Here is an 18,455-nt window from a genome sequence, read left to right as displayed (position 1 = left end):
CTTGCTGCGCGCCCCCTCACCCTACCCTCTCCCCCTGAAGGGGGCGAGGAGGTGGGGTTGCTAGACCTTCGCTCAACTGGACAACGAAAAAGGGCGGCCCGGGAGGGCCGCCCTTTCCGTAAGCGAGGTCGCCTGAGAGGACTAGAACTCGTAGCGGAGACCGACCTGGATGGCCCAGAGCGACTTCTTGATGTCCTGGGGCAGGTTGCGCTGCGTGCCCGTCGTCTGGAAGCTGGAGTAGCGGTAGCGGTTGCAGGCGAAGGGGTTGGGCGAGGTCGCCGTGACGGCGGCGCCGGTCGCGTCGGCGCAGGCGACGCTGATCAGGCGGTCGGTGTCGGTGTACTCGTCGAACACGCCCCACTTGTTGTTGATCAGGTTGAGCAGGTTCTGGACATCAAAGGTCAGGCGGAACTTGTGGCCGGCGATCGGCGAGGGGATTTCCTGCGAGAGCTGCAGGTCCACCTGATTGATGTCGTGGTTGGTATAGGAGCCCTTTTCCTGCACCGCGTTCTCGGTGAGACCGAACTTGTTCACCGCCGCGATGAAGGAGTCGCGGGTGGCGGCGGTGTCGAAGGTGACCAGGCCAACGTCGAGGTCGGTAGGGCCCGACACTTCACCGGTGATCTGCGGGACGTAGAGCAGGAAGTTGCCGCGGTTGACGCCGAACACCGGGCCGCGGCCAGAGGTGGCGTCCGACATCACGAAGGACGTCGGGCGGCCCGAGCGGCGCTCGCCGAACAGGGTCACGCGGGTCTCGTTGTCGCCGAAGAACTTGTGGGCGTAGGAGACGTCCAGCTTGTACGCGTGATCGATGGAGTCGAAGGACGTGCCGTAGGCGGCGCCGTTCGGGTCATCGCCGGAGATGCCGCCGTAGAGCGAGTTCTGGGTCGAGGAGAAGCGCAGCGAGGACGCCCGGTCCTTGATGTCGGAGTGGGTGTAGCTGGCGCGGACGTCCAGGCCGAAGTCGAAGGTCTTCGACGCCGAGACCGCAACGGTGAAGCCGCGGCCGGCGCTGTCGTTGAACACCACCAGATCGCGCGTGGAACCTCCGGGGTTTTGCGAGGTGACGTTGAAGGTCGTCCGGGCCGCAGCCGTCGCCGCCGTGGTGGCGCCGATGGCGTCGTAGCGGATGCGGCCGTCCGGGGTGCGGGCGATGGCGCCGTTGACGATCAGCGGCTGGGCGCGGGTGTCCTTGATCAGGATGCCGTCGCGGGTCTTGGAACCCACCAGGTCGAGACCCAGGCGGACGCCGTACCACGGGGTGTCCCAGTTGGCCGAGAGGAAGGCCTTCCAGTCCGAGGGCAGCTGGTAGTTGGGCGAGAGGGCCGAGACTTCGGCGAGCGGCGAAGCGACGCTGCCCCCCTGGAAGGCCAGGACGGGGGCCGGGATGTCATAGCCGAAGCGAGGATCAGCGCGGTTGATGTTCAGAGCCGAGGCGCCGATGGCCGGGGTGAAGCCCGGGGTGCCCGAGAGGTCCTGGAAGCCGGTGGCGGTGCGCTGGATCTGGATACCGGACGTCTGGATACCGTTGCCATTGCCGAAGGAGTTGGCGATCAGCACGTCCGGGACGCCGCCCGAGAACAGGCCGGCGCCGCCGTTGATCTTGACGCTTTCGATGGGTTTCCAGTCGAAGGATACGCGCGGCATCATGATACCGCGGCCGTCATAGGTGGCCTGATTGCTGAAGTTGTTCCGGGCCACGAAGTTGGGGTTGAGGATCGGCACGGAGTCGCTGACAAACCAATCGTAGCGGAAGCCGGCGGTGATGTTCAGGTCCGGGGTGACCGCCAGAGCGTCCTGCAGATACAGGCTGTGGACCATGTATTCGAGGATCGCGGCGGAGGATTCCACCGTCTTGCCGCCGACCGAGTTGGCGTAGCGCAGCTGGCCCGCGGTGCCGTTCTGGAAGTCGTTGATGGAGTCGAAGTAGTAGACCCCGTCACTGGTGGGCACGAACAGGTTGTTGATGTTCTGCTTCTTCAGCTGGTAGCCGAACTTGATCAGATTATCGCCCAGCGAATATTCGCCCTTGGCCTGAACCTGGAAGGTTTCGGTGGCGAGCTGGTTGGCCTGACGGAATTCGTCCGGGCCGAAGCGGACCACCGAGGTGGCGCCGCAGGAGGTGAGGTTGTCGCCGCCGGAATTGATGCTGGTGGGGGCGGTGCAGACGCTGATGTCGGCGAATTCCTGCCCCGAGGGCGGCAGCTGACGGCGCTCATAGTCGCGATAGGTCAGGCGGATCTGCGTATGGAAGTTGTCGGTCCAGTCGGAGTTCAGTTCGCCGACATAGGAATAGTCTTCCTCACCGGTCAGATACCAGTGGGAGTCCAGGCCCGCCGAGGTGCGGGACAGGTCGGTGCGGCTGTAGAGTTCTGACAGGGCGTAGCGGGCGGTCAGGCTGAGGCGCTGACGGTCGGTGATGTTCCAGTCCAGCTTCGCGGAGTACTTCTCGTCCACGACCGGCTTGGTGCGGGCGAGCGTGCCGACGTCGAACTTGGACGCATACTGGGTGTTGAAGATGTTGGTGACGGTGTCGATGGTCGCCTGGGAGACGCCGTTGACGTCGTTGCCGAAGCCGCCGCCGACCGGGCCGGTGGAGGTGAGGTCGAGGGACTCGTAGCGCTCATAGGAGAGCGCGAAGAACAGCTTGTCCTTGAGGATGGGCCCCGACAGGAAGCCGCCGTAGTTGCTCTGGCTGATGATGGTGCGGACGGGGGCGTTGCGGATCGCGTCGCCGACCATGCCGTCGTTGAGGTAGTTGCTGAACAGCGAGCCGTGGAAGTCGTTGCCGCCGGCCTTGAGCACCACGTCGAGGGCGCCGCCCTGGAAGTCGCCGTTCTCCACGTCGGTGGGGACCGCGTCGATGGTGAACTGCTGGACGGCGTCCAGCACGACCGGGCCGCGGATGGTCGGGGTGCCGCCGGTGTTGAGGCCGTAGTTGTCGACCGCGGTGGCGCCGTCGATGGTGATGCGGTTCTGGCGCGGGTTGGAGCCGCCGATGGAAATGCCGCCGTCGCCGCGGGTGTTCTGGCTGACCAGGGCGCTACGGCGCGCCAGGTCTCGGACGTCGCGATTGACCGAAACGACGCTTTCGACCGCGGTTTCGTCCAGCACGGTCTTGCGGCCGGTGTTGTTGGCGGTGACGTCGCGCGAGGCGGTGACGACGAATTCGTCGACAAGGTCCTGGGCGTTCATGTTGACGTCGAGGCGCTGGTTGGCGCCGACCACCAGGTTCACGCCGGTGAGGCTCTTGGCGTCGTAGCCAGGGGCCGTGAAGGTCAGGGTGTAGGGGCCGCCGGGGCGCAGGCCGCGGGCGGAGAAGCTGCCGTCGGTGGCGGTGGCGGTCTGCGACCGGGTGCCCGACGGGGTGTGGACGATGGCGACACTGGCGCCGCGCACCGGGGCGCCGCTCTGGTCGACGATCGAGCCGCCCACGGCCGACGTGGTTTCCTGCGCATAGACCGCGCTGGACATCGCGCAAACGAGTACGCTCAGGGCCGCGCCACCGGCGAGGCGTTTCATCGAAGTCATCTGGAATCCCCTATCCATCGTCATCGAGGGTCACCAAGCCCAGGGCCCCCGGCGTTGCGAGTCCCTATAGCGCCAAAAATGTGGCTTTGGGTGACGGATTTGTTACGACATCGCGTCCCCGGCGGAGTGCTGCTTTAAAGACACGCATTCGCTTTACAGGGCGCCTGCCCCGCGCCACCGTCCGCCGCCAAAGACAGGGATGAAACGCTTGGCTGATAACGCTTTGTCCGCCCCCGGAGCAGATGCCCACTGGAGAGGCGCCCTGCTGCTGGCCTTTGGACTGACCGCGGTGCGGCTGGTGGCGCTTTTTGTCACGCCCCTGGAGCTCTACCCCGACGAGGCTCAATACTGGCTGTGGTCGCGCACCCTGGACTGGGGGTATTTCTCCAAGCCGCCGATGATCGCCTGGACCATCTGGACCACCACCCACATCGGCGGGAACGGCGAGGCCTGGGTGCGGTTGGCCGCGCCGCTGTTCCATCTGGGGGCCACTCTGGCGGTGTTCGGGATCGGGCGGCGGCTGTATGGGGGCGCCGTCGGGTTCGCCGCCTGCGCGCTCTATGCTCTCATGCCCGGGGTGCAGATCTCGGCCCTGGCCATCGCCACCGACGCCATCCTGCTGTTCTTCCTGTCGCTGGCCTTGCTGGCCTATGTGGAGCTGCCGTTCGCGGAGGGTCGGCGGCGGTTGCTGACGGCGGCCGGGTTCGGGGCCGCGGTGGGGCTGGCCTTCCTGAGCAAGTACGCGGCGGTCTACGCGATCATTGGTCTGGCCCTGCATCTGGTGATCAGCAGAGACGCGCGGCGGGTCTGGGACTGGAGGACGGCGGGGGTGGCGCTCGCCGCCTTCCTGCTGATCCTGTCGCCCAACCTCGCCTGGAACGCCGCCCACGGATTTTCCACGGTGCAGCACACGGCGGCCAATGCGGCCTGGGGCGGGCGCAAGCTGTTCAACGTGGCCGAGCTCGGCGAATTCACTGTCTCGCAGTTTGGGGTGTTCGGACCGATCCCCTTCGCGGTGCTGATCGGGGGCCTGGCGCTGCTGGCGGTGCGCAGGCGGCTGACGGACGCCGACCTCACCCTGCTGTGCTTCTCCATCCCGCCGCTGCTGATCGTCACCCTGCAGGCCTTCATCAGCCGCGCCAACGCCAACTGGTCGGGGGCCGGCTACGTGGCCGGCTCGATCCTGGTGGCCGCCTGGCTGATGCGCTGGCGGGCCAGGGGATGGCTGATCGGGGCGGTGGCCAGCCAGGCCCTGATCGCGGCGCTGTTCCTGGCCTGCGTCATCAGCCCGGCCTTCACCGAGACGATCGGGGCCTCCAACGCCTTCAAGCGCGCCAAGGGCTGGGAGCAGACGGTGCGGGCGATCACCGAGCGGGCCGCCGCCGAGCCGGCCCTAACCGCCGTGGTGGTGGACGACCGGTTCCTGTTCAACGCCAGCGCCTATTACGGCCGCGAGTTCTTTGGGGCGGTGAATTCGCCGCCGTTGAAGATGTGGGTGCGCGAGGCCCATCCGCAGAACCAGGCCGAGACCACCGATCCGCTCACCGTGGCCACCGGCGCCCGGGTGCTGGCCGCCAGCCTGGACCTGGTCTACCGCGACGAGGTGGCCCAGGACTTCAAGAGCGTGTCGGGCCGCGAGATCCACAGCGTGATGCTGGACAGGAAGCACCGGCGGCGGACGGAGCTGTTCATCGGCGAGGGCTTCGCGCCCCTGCCCCGCGACCCGGTGACCGGGCAGCCGCCGGCGCCGAAGGTGGTGCGGGCGGAGTAGGCCCACCCCCTCTCCCACTTGTGGGAGAGGGTAGGGTGAGGGTTCTTTCTGAACTTCCGTTATTGCCCCACCTCAGAGACGCGCAGCCTTGCTGCGCGCCCCCTCACCCTACCCTCTCCCCCTGAACGGGGAGAGGAGAAGACTTACCCGTGGCCCCAGACCGCCTTCAGCGCGGCGTCGCGGCCGCAGCCGGTGCGGTAGGCGTTGTAGGCCATGGGGTTCTTCTTCGCGTAGTCCTGGTGGTAGCCCTCGCCCATATAGAAGGGGCCGGCGGGCAGGATCCTGGTCGCCACCGGCTGGCCCAGTTCCCTGGCCACCTGGGCCTTCACAGCCTCGGCGGCCGCCCGCTCGGCCGGGTCGGCCACGAACACCGCGGTGCGATAGGACGGGCCCTGGTCGCAGATCTGGCCGTTGGGATCGGTGGGATCGATGTGGTGGAAGAAGCTGGCCACCAGCAGGGAGTAGCTGGTCTGCGCCGGGTCATAGGTGACCTTGATCGCCTCCAGGTGCCCCTCGTGGTTGTTGTAGCTGGGGGTGGTGGAGGTTCCGCCGGCATAGCCCACCACGACGGACTTCACCCCCTTGGCGTGCTCGATGTCATGCTCGGCCGACCAGAAGCAGCCGCCGGCGAAGATGGCGGTCTTGAGCGCGCCGGCGGCGGGCGCGGCGTTGGCCAGCAGCAGGGCCACGGCGGCCGTGGCGGCGAAGAGGGGCTTGTTCATGGGTCTACCTTGGTTGTCCTGATGAGACATACGCAAGGCGGGGGGCGGAAGTTTCAACCACCTCCAAACCCGCTCATCCCGGCGAAGGCCGGGACCCAGGTCGTAGGTCACAGCTGGCGCCAAGAAGCCTGAAGACGGCGGATGTATCTGGGTCCCGGCCTTCGCCGGGATGAGCGGATCTGGGTCCCGGCCTTGACGGCTTCGCGCCGCCCTTCGGGTCGCCGGGATGAGCGGAATTAAAGGGCTACCTGGAACGCGGCCTGTGTCTTGGCCTTGATCTCGTCGAGGGTGACGCCGTCGGCGAGCGCCGTCAGGGTCAGGGGGGACTTGCCGCGGCTGACGTCGAAGACGCCGAGGTCGGTGATCAGGTGGTCCACCACCTTCGCGCCGGTGAGCGGCAGGGTGCAGGCGGTCAGCAGCTTGGGCGCGCCGGACTTCTCGACGTGGTCCATGACCACGACCACGCGCTTGACGCCGGCCACCAGGTCCATGGCCCCACCCATGCCCTTCACCACCTTGCCCGGAACCATCCAGTTGGCCAGGTCGCCGTCCTGCGAGACCTGCATGCCGCCCAGGATCGACAGCGCGATATGGCCGCCGCGGATCATGGCGAAGCTGTCGGCGCTGGAGAAATAGGAGCTCTCCGGCAGCTCGGTGATGGTCTGCTTGCCGGCGTTGATCAGGTCGGCGTCCTCCTCCCCCTCATAGGGGAAGGGGCCCATGCCCAGCATGCCGTTCTCGCTCTGCAGGGTGACGTGCATGCCGGCCGGGATGTAATTGGCCACCAAGGTCGGGATGCCGATGCCGAGGTTCACATAGAAGCCGTCACGCAGCTCCATGGCGGCGCGGGCGGCCATCTGTTCGCGGGTCCAGGCCATCAGGCGCTCGCCTTTTCTTCGCGGGGCCGCGTGGTGACGCGCTCGATCCGCTTTTCGAATTTGGCGCCGGCGACGATGGCGTCGACATAGATGCCCGGCGTGTGGATGTTGTCCTTGTCGAGGCTGCCGACGGCCACCAGCTGCTCGACCTCGACGACGGTCACCCGGCCGGCCGTGGCCATCATCGGATTGAAGTTCCGCGCGGTCTTCCGGTAGACGAGGTTGCCCGCCGCGTCGCCCTTCCAGGCCTTGACGATGGAGAGATCGGCGGTGAGGCCGCGCTCCATGACGTACATCTCGCCGTCGAACTCGCGGACCTCCTTGCCGTCGGCCACCAGGGTGCCGACGCCGGTCTTGGTGAAGAAGGCCGGGATCCCGGCGCCGCCGGCGCGGATGCGTTCGGCCAGGGTGCCCTGCGGGTTGAACTCCAGCTCCAGGTCGCCCGACAGGTAGAGCTGCTCGAAGAGTTTGTTCTCGCCCACATAGGAGGAGATCATCTTCCTGATCTGGCCGCTCTCCAGCAGGACGCCCAGGCCAAAGCCGTCGATCCCGCAGTTGTTGGAGACCACGGTGAGGTCGCGGGTCCCCGCCTCGCGGATCGCCGCGATCAGGTTTTCCGGGATGCCGCAGAGGCCGAAACCTCCGGCCATGATGGTCATGCCATCGAACAGCCGCCCCGCCAGGGCGTCGACGGCGGATTTCTGTGTCTTGTCAGCCATGAACGCCCATTACGCCGCACTGCAACATTTGGAAACCGCGCAATCGGATTTCGCGTGCACAAAACCGGGAACGCCGGTTCATAATCGCGGCATGTCGAACCTAAGACGCAAGGCCGCCCGATGAACGGCCACGGACTGCTGATCCAGGCCCTGGTCTATCTGACCGCGGGCGTCGTCTCCGTGCCGATCGCCAAGCGGATCGGACTGGGCTCGGTGCTGGGCTACCTGATCGCCGGCGTCATCGTCGGGCCCTTCCTGCTGAACCTGGTGGGCGAGGCGGCCGACGTCATGAAGTTCGCCGAGTTCGGCGTGGTGATCCTGCTGTTCCTGATCGGGCTGGAGGTGCGCCCGGCGCTGCTGTGGAAGATGCGGACGGCGATCTTCGGCCTGGGCGGCGGACAGCTGGCGCTGACCACCGGGGTCATCGCGCTGGCGGGTCTGGCCTTGGGCCTCGACTGGCGCACGGCGGTGGCGGCCGGCGTGGTGCTGGCCCTGTCCTCGACGGCCATCGTGCTGGCCAATCTTGAGGAAAAGGGCCTGCGCCAGGGAACAGTCGGCGAGGCGGTGTTCGGGGTGCTGCTGTTCCAGGACCTGGCGGTGATCCCGCTGTTCGCCCTGCTGCCCCTGCTGGCCATGGGGGCGCCGGTCGCCGGCGCCGCGGAGGCGGCCGCTCATGGCGCGAGCCTGCTGGACACCCTGGGCCTGCCGGGCTGGGCCAAGGCGCTCGCCATCCTGGGCGCGGTCGCCGTGGTGATCGGCGGCGGGCGTTACCTGGTGCGGCCGGTGTTCCGCTTCATCGCCCAGGCCCGCCTGCGGGAGATCTTCACCGCCTCGGCCCTGCTGCTGGTGGTGGCGGTGGCCGCCCTGATGCAGACCGTGGGCCTGTCGCCGGCGCTCGGCGCCTTCCTGGCCGGGGTGGTGCTGGCCGAGAGCGAGTTCCGGCGCGAGCTGGAGACCGACATCGAGCCGTTCCGCGGCCTGCTGCTGGGCCTGTTCTTCATCACCGTGGGGGCGGGTCTCGACTTCTCGGTGATCGCCCGCCAGCCCGTAGCGCTGATCGGCCTGGTGCTAGGGATGATGATCCTCAAGGCGCTGGCCATGTTCGGGGTCGGCCGGGTGTTCCGCATGAACCACCGCGAGGCGGCCACCACGGCGGTGTCCCTGGCCCAGGGCGGGGAGTTCGCCTTCGTGCTGCTGGGTTTCACCGTGGCGGCCGGCGTCATCGATCCGGAGCTTTCCAAGCTGCTGTCAGCGGTGGTGGCCCTGTCGATGGCCTTCACCCCCCTGGCCTTCCTGGCCTACGAGAAGCTGGTGCTGAACCGCGAAGTGGGACCGGGCGCCGAGCCCGAGCACATTCCCTTCGACGAGGGCGACCCGGAGGTGATCGTCGCGGGCTTCGGGCGGTTCGGCCAGATCGCCGCGCGCCTGCTGATCGCCAACGACTTCAACGTGGTGACCCTGGACTCCAGCATCGAGCAGATCGAGCTGCTGCGGGCCTTCGGGCGCAAGGTCCACTATGGCGACGCCAGCCGCATCGACCTCCTGCGCACCGCCGGCGCCGACAAGGCCCGCCTGCTGATCGTGGCCATCGACGACAAGGACAAGGCCGTGGAGTTGGTGGAAGCCGCCAAGCTGGCCTTCCCCAACCTGACCATCCTGTCGCGGGCCTGGGACCGGCGGCACGCCTATGACCTGCTGGCCCACGGCGCCGACGATGTGGAGCGGGAAAGCTTCGAAGGCAGTCTGGCCATGGGCAAGCGCGCCCTGATGCGCCTGGGCTTCAGCGAGCGGCGCGCCATCGCCGCGGCCGGCGCCTTCCGCAAACTGGACCGCAAGCTGTTCGAGAAGCTGGCGCCGGCCTATGGCCAGGAGGAGAATTACGTCCTGGCCAGCCGCGACTCCACCGAGACCATGGAACGGCTGCTGAACGCCGAGATGCGGCGGGTCGGCGCCGAGGAAGACCTCGACCTCGACAAACTCGCCCCCGCCAGACGGGTGGAGAAGGATCGCCAGCCGGTGTAACAGGCGGACATGACCCAGACCGCCATCACCCCCGTCTCGTTCAAGGCCTTCGGCGCCGACTTCCAAGGCTTCTCCCAGGCGCTGGGCGACAGCTTCGCACGCTACGGCTTCGCGGTGATCTGCGACCACGGCCTGCCGGATAGGGCCGTCACGGCGGCGACCGACGCCACCAAGGCCTTCTTCGCCCTGCCGGAGGACGTGAAGAAACGCTACGTCGTCGGGACCGGCGGCCAGCGCGGCTACACCCCCTTCGGCATCGAGACCGCCAAGGACGCCGCCCACTTCGACCTGAAGGAGTTCTGGCACATGGGGCGCGACCTGCCCCCCGGCCATCCCTATCAGGACCTGATGCCGCCCAATGTCTGGCCGGTGGAGACGCCCACCTTCGTCGCCGACGTGGCCTGGCTGTACGACGCCCTGGACGAACTGGGCGTCAAGGTGCTGGAGGCTGTCGCCACCTATCTGAAGCTGGACCGCCACTTCTTCGATACGACGGTCAACGACGGCAATTCGGTGCTGCGCCTGCTGCACTATCCGCCGGTGCCCAAGGACGGCCCCAATATCCGGGCCGGGGCGCATGAGGACATCAATGTCATCACCCTGCTGCTCGGCGCTGAAGAGGCGGGGCTGGAGGTGCTCGACCGCGACGGCCAGTGGCTGGCGATCAATCCGCCGGCCGGCTCGGTGGTCTGCAACATCGGCGACATGCTGCAGCGCCTGACCAACAACCGCCTGCCGTCGACGACCCACAGGGTGGTGAACCCCGCGCCCGAGCGCCGCGGCTTCCCGCGCTATTCGACGCCGTTCTTCCTGCACTTCAATCCCGACTACGAGATCAAGACCCTGGCCTCGTGCGTGGATGGGCAGCACCCGGACCAGTACCCGACCCCGATCACGGCCGATGAGTTCCTGAAAGAGCGGCTGCGCGAGATCAAGCTGCTGTAGGTCAGCTTCCGTCTCCCCTTGCCGGGTCGAGGTCGCGTCGAACGCACACCAAGCACCGTCATCCTCGGGCTTGTCCCGAGGATCCATAAACACCGTGGCGAAGATAGGTCTCGTCGGCGACTTCCGCGCGATCTGCGGCAAGACGGAGATCATGGATCCTCGGGACAAGCCCGAGGATGACGGTGTGTTTTATGGATAGGTCCATCGACCCCTCATCCGACCCTGCTCCGCCGGGCCACCGTCGCGAGCGAGCCGAGCATGCTCGGCTATGCGGTTCGCAAGCGCGAACTGCCGCTCTCAACCCCACAAGGGGAGAAGGACAGCCGCAAACACCCCCCTAAACCCCACGTAGAAATTCGAAGGCCCGGTTTTTGACGGTCACGGAGATTTAACTCTGTGGACCTCATCGTCCCCGCCGACTGATCGGGGGAAGCATCATGGCCAAAAAGGACGCGGCTTCGCACAGCGAAGCTGAACGTCTGGCCGCCACAGGCGGACTGGATCTCAGCGAATTGAGGCCGACCCTGGCGCGCATCGCGCGCCTGGCCCAGGCCTATGCCCGGTCGCCCAACTGCGACATCGTCCTGGTTGAGGGCGCGCAGACCTGGCACGCCTCGCGGCCCGAAGGCTGGAAGAGCAATGTGCGCAGCGAGGAGTCCTTCGCCGCCGTCATCCTGCAATCGGACGATGTTTTGTGGATCGAGGACGCCAGCGCCGATCCACGCTTCAAGGACCACAAGGGCGTCACCGGCGCGCTTGGCATCCGCTTCTGCGCCGGCGCGCCGATCCGTCTGGCCGATGGCCGGGGCGTGGGGGCTGTCATTGTCTCCAACACCGAGCCCCGCGCCTTTGACCGGGATTTCGCCGACTACCTGATCGACCTGGCGGCCCTGGCCGCCGACGAGTGGAAGCGCCACACCGCCCGCGAGGACCTGGCCAAGGCGGCCGGCGAGGTGGCCGCCGCCCGCAACATGATCTCCGCCTTCGTCCAGGCCGCGCCCGTGGCCCTGTGCATGGTCGACAAGGAGATGCGGGTCATCCAGGCCAGCCCCCGCTGGCGCGCCCAGCGGCAGAGCGAGGACGTCGCCGGCCAGAGCCTCTATGAGGCCTATCCCGACACTCAGCGCTGGGCCCCGGTCTATAACCGCTGCCTCAAGGGCCAGCAGGTGCAGCATGACCGGGTGCCGGTGAACCTGCCCGACGGCCGCCACCTGTGGGCGCGGGTGGAGATCAATCCCTGGCGCGAGGCCGACGGCGAAATCGGCGGCCTGCTGATCATGTCGGTGGACGTCACCCGCACCGCCGAGGCCCTGGAAGAGGCCAAGCGCAACGAGGAACGCCTGAAGCTCGCCCTGGAGATCGGCGAGCTGCGCATGTGGGAGATGGACTGGAAGCGCCGCGAACTGACCGGCGCCGGCTATCAGTCGCCGCAGGCCGGCGAGGTCGACGGTTCGACCTATGAGGAGCTGGACGCCGACATCTGGCGCGCCGTCCATCCCGCCGACCGCGAAGGGGCGACCCGCGCCTGGGACGCCTATATCGAGGGCGGCGCGCCCTTCCGGCAGGTCTACCGCATGCCGCAGATGGATGGCCCCCACCAGTGGCACTATTCCGCCTGCGAGGCGATCCGCGACGAGCGCGGCCGCATCGTGCGGGTGCTGGGGGTGCTGCGCAATATCGACAAGGAAAAGCGCGGCGAACTGGAGCTGGTGAAGGCCAAGGAAGAGGCCGAGACCGCCAACAAGGCCAAGAGCGAGTTCCTGGCCAATATGAGCCACGAGATCCGCACCCCGCTGAACGGAGTGATGGGCATCGCCGGCGCCCTGGCCCGCACCGACCTGACCTCAAGCCAGGCCGAGATGGTCAACCTGATCGAGACCTCGGCCCAGACCCTGGAAGCCCTGCTCACCGACATCCTGGACCTGGCCCGCATCGAGGCCGGCCGGCTGGAGATCCGCCCCGAGCCCTTCGACATGGCCACCTCGGTCAACGCCTGCGCCTCGCTGTTCCATGCGAGCGCGGAGGCCAAGGACCTGAAGCTGACCGTCGAGGTCGATCCCTACGCGCAGGGGTCCTTCCAGGGCGACGCCCCGCGCATCCGCCAGATCCTCACCAACCTGCTGGGCAATGCGGTAAAGTTCACGAGCGGCGGCGAGGTGAAGCTGTCGGTCAAGGCGCGGCGCGACGAGACCTCCACCCACCTGACCTTCGAGGTCTCCGACACCGGTATCGGCTTCGACGAGGAGACCCGCCAGCGGCTGTTCGGGCGCTTCCAGCAGGCCGACGGCTCGATCACGCGCAGGTTCGGCGGCACAGGCCTCGGGCTCGCCATCAGCCGTTCGCTCGCCGAGGCCATGGGCGGAACCCTCTCGGCCACCTCGGCGCCCGGCAAGGGCTCCACCTTCGCGCTCGACCTGGAACTGCAACGCCGGCACGGGGCGGTGGACCTGTGGGGCGAGCACGAGGCGGCCGAGGGCGAGGAGGCCGACCTCGACAGCATGCGGGTGCTGCTGGCCGAGGACCATCCCACCAACCGCCGGGTCGTGGAGCTGATCCTGGGCGCCGCCGGCGTCGACCTGACCTGCGTCGAGAACGGCGCCGAGGCGGTGGACGAGGCCGCCCGCGCGAACTTCGACCTGATCCTGATGGACATGCAGATGCCGGTGATGGACGGCCTGACCGCCATCCGCGCCATCCGCCGCCGCGAGGGCCGGGAAAAGGCTGCGCCCACGCCGATCTACACCCTCACCGCCAACGCCATGCCCGAGCACGCCCAGGCCTCGTCAGAAGCCGGCGCCGACGGCCACATCACCAAGCCCATCACCGCCGATGGTTTGCTCCGCGTGGTGGAACAGGTGTGGACGGAGAAGGCCGGAGCCGGCGTGGCGGCCGATGAGGCGCGGGCGTTGAGGGCCTAACAATAGACCGCTCACCCCGGCGAAGGCCGGGGCCCAGATACATCCGCCGCGTGCCGGATTCGTGGTTCAGGTCGTGACTTACGATCTGGGTCCCGGCCTTCGCCGGGATGAGCGGATTTGGGCTAGCTCAATGCCTTGTCGGCATACGCCCGCATCGCCGTCACGAGATACTCCGTGAAGCCCACGGCGCGTCCCTCGTAGCGCGCGCGGAACATCGAGGCGGTGAACCACGGCCCGGCGGAGCGCTCGGCGCCCAGTGTGGTGTTCACGACGAAGGGGTGAGGCGGGTGAAAATGTCCTTCTCCCCTTGGAGTCTCTATGGTGGAAGCCCTCAGCCCCTAAGCCGCGACCGCGCGCCGGTCGTTGTCCAGGGCCTCATTGATCGCGACCATCAGGCGTTCTGGCTTGATGGGCTTTTCCACCACGCCATTCATGCCCTGGGCCATGTAGCTGACCGCGTCCCACGGATCGGCGTTGGCGGTGAGCGCCAGGATCGGCACCTGCCCGGCCACGCCCGGCAAGGCGCGGATGGCGCGGGTGGCGGCGACCCCGTCCAGGTTGGGCATGCGGATGTCCATCAGGATCAGATCGAAGCGACGCTCGGTGGCGGCGGTCAGCGCCTGCAGTCCGTCCTCGACGCTCTCGGTGGTGGCCCCGAACATGTCGCAGAGGGTCTCGGCCACCAGGCGGTTGGTGGCGTTGTCGTCGGCGATCAGGATGTGGAGCCCCCCCTGCTCCAGGCGCTGCGCCTCCTGCGCCAAGGCGATCTCGCAAGGCGCCGGCAGGTCGAACAGCGGGATGGCGAAGCTGAGACAAAGGCCGCCTGCGGCGTTGCCGGCCGCCCCAATGGTCCCGCCCATCTGGTCCACCAGCTCGCGGCAGATGGAGAGGCCAAGACCTGCCCCGCCCTGTTTCAGGCCCGACTCGGTCTGGCTGAAGGGCTGGAAGATGCTGGCCAGCCGGTCCTCCGGTACGCCCGCGCCGGTGTCGGAGACCTCGCCCTCCACGGCCAGGTGGACGCCGTCGCGGCGGACGCGGAGCGCGACCTCGACGCCACCGCTCTCGGTGAACTTCAGCGCATTGCCGATCAGGTTGTTGAACACCTGCTTGATGCGGATCTCGTCACCCAGGGCCCACTGGTCGGCGGGGCCGTCATAGACGATGTTCAGGGTGAGGCCCTTCAGTTCGGCCCGGGCGCCCCAGAGGGTGGACAGGTCGCCGGTCACCCGGGCCAGGGCGAAGCTGTCCTCGTTCAGCTCCAGCCGGCCGGCGTCGGCCCGCGACAGGTCCAGGGCGTCGGTGAGCAGGCGCAGCAGGGTTTCGCCGGAATCCTGGATGCCGCGCACATAGGGAATGAGCTCGGGCTGGGCGAGCTTGCGCGCCAGGATGTCGGCGATGGCCAGGACGCCGTTCAGGGGCGTGCGGATCTCGTGGCTCATCACCGCCAGGAACTGCGACTTGGCGGTGAGCGCCGCCTGGGCCTCCATCCGCGCCTGGTCCATGGCTGCAGCCAGGGTGGTCATTTCGTCGGCGTGGGCGCGGCTGGCGGCGTTGGTGGCCTGCAGCAGGCAGAGCGCGCTGCCCACCCCCGCATAGAGGCCGCCTTGCGTGACGATGAAGCCGCGCAGCAGTTCCGAGGGCCGCTCGGCCAGGGCCTCGCCGCAGAAGGCCGCCACATCGACAGAGCCCTCCACCACCAGGGGCTCGGGGTTCATCAGCAGGGAGATCGGGCGGCCGGCATAGAGGGCGCGGCCGAACTGGCCGGCCATGGCCAGGAAGAAGGCGGTGCGCTCCACCAGCCCCACCGGCGCGCCGTCGGCGCCGACCACCGCGATGGCGAGGGTATCGGGCTCGGCCTCGAACCGCTCGTAGATCAGGGCGCCTGGGGTGTCGGGGTCGATGGGAAACGAACGTTGGACGAGGTCGAGGAGGACGCCGGACATGCAAGGCCTCGTACTGGGGGTCACCCAGTCCTAGGTCGCGTGAACTAACACAGAGTGAATCTGGGCAGTGATATACTTTGGAATGACTCGATATCGGCGCCTCAGATCTGTCATATGTTTGTCATATTGGATCCCGCGCCAGTATATTCATGCATAGATTGGAGCGCGCCCCTGCAGCCTAGATTGTTGCGCAGACGAGCGCGTCGCCTAGGATAGGGCGGTCTGAACCCAAGGGGAGATTATGTCAGAGACTGTGTTCGGGACCCGGGCCTAACCGCCGACCGAGGTTCCAAGACTTCTTGGATTGAGCGTGACGGGCGTCGAAACCGGCGTCCACTTTCGACTGTCACGCTCCCGATCGGCCCATGGCCCTTCGTCGTCCGCGCCAGCGCGCGGGCGCGCCTTGTCATGCTCAGTTCCGGACAGTCCCTTGAACATTTCCAAAGCGCAGCAACGCACGCTGCACGCCCTGGCCCAAGGCGGCCAGATTCTCCTTGAACGCGACGACCGAGGTCACGTGACCCGGGCCACCTGCATCAGCCGCGATGGCTGGCGGCTCGACGAATGCGATCTCGCCGTCTTCAAAAGCCTCAAGAAGCGACGGCTGATCGCCAGCCGCGATGGCCAGCCCTATCGGGTGACCCGCGACGGTCTGGTGAACCTGCGGGCCCAGCTCGACAACCGGACGTCAGTCCGGGGTTGGTGACGCTTTTACTTGGTTGCGCTTCCGGACGGCGAGCCGGTTTCCACTTCGCCTGGTCGCGCTCCGAGCTTGAGAAAATGGACGCGCGCGGCGCCGTAGTCGCGCGCGGCCAGCACCTCGAAGCCTTCGACGCTGAAGGCCGGTTCGGCCGAGCCGCGCTCGAAGACGATCAGAGCCTCCGGCGCCAGCCAGCCGCCGTCCCGCAGCTTGGCCAGCGCGGTCTCGCCCAGGCCCTTGGCGTAGGGCGGATCGAGGAAGGCGAGGTCGAAGGCCGGGCCGTCGGCGCCTGGACGCTGGCCGAGGTCGATGGCCGAGCGGCGGTGGACGCGGGTGCGGCCAAACAGGCCCATCGCATCGACGTTCTCGCGGATCGCGCCGCGGGCGGCCTCGTCGGTCTCCACGAACAGGCAGAAGGCCGCGCCGCGGGAGAGGGCTTCAAAACCCAAGGCCCCTGAGCCCGCGAACAGGTCGATGGCGCGCAGGTCCCGCAGGCCCCTGGACCAGGCGGCGTGCTCCAGGATGTTGAACACCGCCTGGCGGGCGCGGTCGGAGGTGGGGCGGGTGGCGTCGCCCTGCGGCGTGACGATGGCCTTGCCGCGGAAGTCGCCGGACACGATGCGCATGGATACCCCGGACGGCTGGACGTCTCGGCCAGGAACGCCGCGACACTGGAGGGCCGTTGATGACTTTCGTCACCGTCGAACGCAAGGGATCGCCTAGGCCAAGCGGCTTACCCGCGCCGCTTTGGACCGCCCTTTGGCGGAGGGCCTGGCCGACGAGCGGGCGAGCTTTGCGGCCGTGATGGCGACGGAGTCTGCCCGCGCGGGCCTGAAGGCCGCCCGGCCGCCGGCGGAGATCCAGAACGCTTAGGCTCGCGGACCGCGTCCTGCGCGGCAGGCCGAGCGTCGCGGGTCTTGCCGCCGTCCGGGCGCGGGCCCTTGAAGCGGTCGGGACGGCGGGAGTCGGCCTTGGGGCCTTCCTTGCGCTTGGGCGTCGCGTCCGGCTTGGCGAGGTTGGGGCGAGGACCGGAACGCGGGGCGCCGGGGCGGGGGCCCGTCGCGCGCACCGGGCGCGGCGCGTCGGCGGACGGACCGTCGCGTCGCGGAGGCCTGGCGTCTGTGCGCTCGGGGCGAGGCGCGGCGGCGCGCGGGGCGCGATCCGGGCGCGGCGCCTCTGACCGAGGGGCGTCCGGGCGAGGCGCGCGGGGCTCGGCGCGCTGGGCGGCGAGGCGGGCGTCGGAACGCGGGGCGCGGGCGGGGATGGCGGTGGGACGGACCTGGGCGACGGGGCCGGCCGGCTTGGGCTTGGCCTTGCGCTTGGGGTGCGGGCTCGGCGTGATGGTGGGCTTGGCCCAGCCGGCCTTGTAGACGGTCTTGGGCTTGCCCGGCATGCCGTCGTCGGGGCCGGTGTGGTGGCCGGCGCCCGGCGCCGTGCGGCCGCGGCGCTGGACGTCGCCGCCGGCGTGGGTGGCGATGGGCTTGGAGAACTGGGCGCGGTCGCCGTTGGGCAGGTTTCCGGGCGCGATGTGGTCGGCGAACTGCTCGCGGATGACGCGGGGGCCGACCTCCTCGATCTCCCCGACGGCCAGGGTTCCCAGGGCGAGGGGGCCATAGGACATGCGGATCAGGCGGTTGACGGTGAGGCCGAGCGCCTCAAGCACGCGGCGAACCTCGCGGTTCTTGCCTTCGGCGAGCGTCACGGTGATCCAGACGTTGGCGCCCTGGCCGCCCTCCTTGGCCTTGTCCAGATGGGCCTCGATGGCGCCATAGCTGACGCCCTCGACGGTGACGCCGTTCTTCAGGCTGTCGAGCTTTTCCTGGGTGACGCGGCCCCGGGCGCGGGCGCGGTAGCGCCGCACGATGGCGCTGGCCGGCAGTTCCAGGGCGCGCGCCAGGCCGCCGTCATTGGTCAGCAGCAGCAGGCCCTCGGAATTGAGGTCGAGGCGGCCCACCGAGATCAGCCGCGGCAAGGCCTTGGGCAGGGCGTCGAAGACGGTGGGGCGTTCCTGCGTGTCCTTGTGGGTGGTCACCAGGCCGACGGGCTTGTGGTAGCGGAACAGGCGGGCGGGCTCGGCGGCCTGGACCAGGGCGCCGTCGACGGTGAGCACATCGTCGGCCTCGACCTTGGTGGCCGGCGTCGTCACCTGCACCCCGTTGACGAAGACCCGGCCGGCCTCGATCAGGCGCTCCACCTCGCGGCGCGAGGCCACGCCGGCGCGCGCCATCGCCTTGGCGATACGTTCGCCGCCTTGACCTTCGGGGGTCTCCTGGGTGTCTTGGGGATCGTGGACCATGATCTTCGCA

General features: G+C 68.3%; 13 protein-coding genes. 5 read left to right on the top strand and 8 right to left on the bottom strand.

Features of this window, described 5'->3' with window-relative positions; genetic code table 11:
* Positions 1-141 precede the first annotated feature (141 nt).
* Positions 142-3,522 carry a TonB-dependent receptor gene (locus tag JKL49_RS02770; RefSeq protein ID WP_215338185.1) on the bottom strand — a complete coding sequence of 1,127 codons (3,381 nt, stop codon included), beginning with the start codon at positions 3,520-3,522 and terminating at the stop codon, positions 142-144.
* Positions 3,523-3,739: 217 nt separating this feature from the next.
* Between JKL49_RS02770 and JKL49_RS02765 the strand changes: the two genes are divergently transcribed.
* Positions 3,740-5,302, top strand: coding sequence for an ArnT family glycosyltransferase (locus JKL49_RS02765; RefSeq protein WP_249778012.1), 1,563 nt, complete (start codon positions 3,740-3,742; stop codon positions 5,300-5,302).
* 143 nt (positions 5,303-5,445) lie between these two features.
* On the opposite strand, the gene msrA is transcribed toward JKL49_RS02765, so the two are convergent.
* From msrA to JKL49_RS02750, 3 genes are all read right to left on the bottom strand, one after another.
* Complete coding sequence (gene msrA, locus JKL49_RS02760) at positions 5,446-6,024, bottom strand: peptide-methionine (S)-S-oxide reductase MsrA (RefSeq protein ID WP_215338183.1); 579 nt, start codon at positions 6,022-6,024, stop codon at positions 5,446-5,448.
* 236 nt (positions 6,025-6,260) lie between these two features.
* Positions 6,261-6,902, bottom strand: a complete 642-nt coding sequence (locus JKL49_RS02755; protein WP_215338182.1) for a 3-oxoacid CoA-transferase subunit B — start codon at positions 6,900-6,902, stop codon at positions 6,261-6,263.
* Positions 6,902-7,621 (bottom strand): CoA transferase subunit A, encoded by a 720-nt coding sequence (locus JKL49_RS02750; RefSeq protein ID WP_215338181.1) that lies wholly within the window; start codon positions 7,619-7,621, stop codon positions 6,902-6,904. Before JKL49_RS02750 ends, JKL49_RS02755 begins: the two co-directional genes overlap by 1 nt.
* A 120-nt stretch (positions 7,622-7,741) precedes the next feature.
* Here JKL49_RS02750 and JKL49_RS02745 point away from each other — a divergent pair, with 120 nt between their 5' ends.
* The 3 genes from JKL49_RS02745 to JKL49_RS02735 all read left to right on the top strand — a co-directional run bounded on the left by JKL49_RS02745 (position 7,742) and on the right by JKL49_RS02735 (position 13,506).
* Positions 7,742-9,643, top strand: coding sequence for a monovalent cation:proton antiporter-2 (CPA2) family protein (locus tag JKL49_RS02745; RefSeq protein ID WP_215338180.1), 1,902 nt, complete (start codon positions 7,742-7,744; stop codon positions 9,641-9,643).
* A gap of 9 nt (positions 9,644-9,652) precedes the next feature.
* A complete protein-coding gene (locus tag JKL49_RS02740; protein WP_215338179.1) occupies positions 9,653-10,588 on the top strand; it encodes an isopenicillin N synthase family dioxygenase in 936 nt (311 codons plus the stop codon).
* Between the two features lie 437 nt (positions 10,589-11,025).
* A complete protein-coding gene (locus JKL49_RS02735; protein ID WP_215338178.1) occupies positions 11,026-13,506 on the top strand; it encodes an ATP-binding protein in 2,481 nt (826 codons plus the stop codon).
* A gap of 122 nt (positions 13,507-13,628) precedes the next feature.
* Here the strand turns inward: JKL49_RS02735 and JKL49_RS02730 are convergent, their stop codons facing one another.
* A complete protein-coding gene (locus tag JKL49_RS02730) occupies positions 13,629-13,775 on the bottom strand; it encodes a hypothetical protein (protein ID WP_215338177.1) in 147 nt (48 codons plus the stop codon).
* Between the two features lie 69 nt (positions 13,776-13,844).
* Positions 13,845-15,449, bottom strand: coding sequence for an ATP-binding protein (locus JKL49_RS02725; protein WP_215338176.1), 1,605 nt, complete (start codon positions 15,447-15,449; stop codon positions 13,845-13,847).
* A 430-nt stretch (positions 15,450-15,879) separates the two neighbouring features.
* Here JKL49_RS02725 and JKL49_RS02720 point away from each other — a divergent pair, with 430 nt between their 5' ends.
* Positions 15,880-16,155, top strand: a complete 276-nt coding sequence (locus JKL49_RS02720; RefSeq protein ID WP_215338175.1) for a YjhX family toxin — start codon at positions 15,880-15,882, stop codon at positions 16,153-16,155.
* 5 nt (positions 16,156-16,160) lie between these two features.
* Here JKL49_RS02720 and rsmD read toward each other — a convergent pair whose 3' ends face one another.
* The gene (gene rsmD, locus JKL49_RS02715; protein ID WP_215338174.1) at positions 16,161-16,775 is read right to left on the bottom strand and encodes a 16S rRNA (guanine(966)-N(2))-methyltransferase RsmD; all 615 of its coding nucleotides are present in this window, start codon (positions 16,773-16,775) and stop codon (positions 16,161-16,163) included.
* A gap of 107 nt (positions 16,776-16,882) precedes the next feature.
* The gene (locus tag JKL49_RS02710; RefSeq protein ID WP_215338173.1) at positions 16,883-18,445 is read right to left on the bottom strand and encodes a pseudouridine synthase; all 1,563 of its coding nucleotides are present in this window, start codon (positions 18,443-18,445) and stop codon (positions 16,883-16,885) included.
* Between the last annotated feature and the right edge of the window lie 10 nt (positions 18,446-18,455).

This window comes from Phenylobacterium glaciei (genome assembly GCF_016772415.1).
Taxonomy (GTDB): domain Bacteria; phylum Pseudomonadota; class Alphaproteobacteria; order Caulobacterales; family Caulobacteraceae; genus Phenylobacterium; species Phenylobacterium glaciei.
Note: the sequence above shows the minus strand (reverse complement) of the source record. Positions and strands in the feature narration are given on the sequence as shown.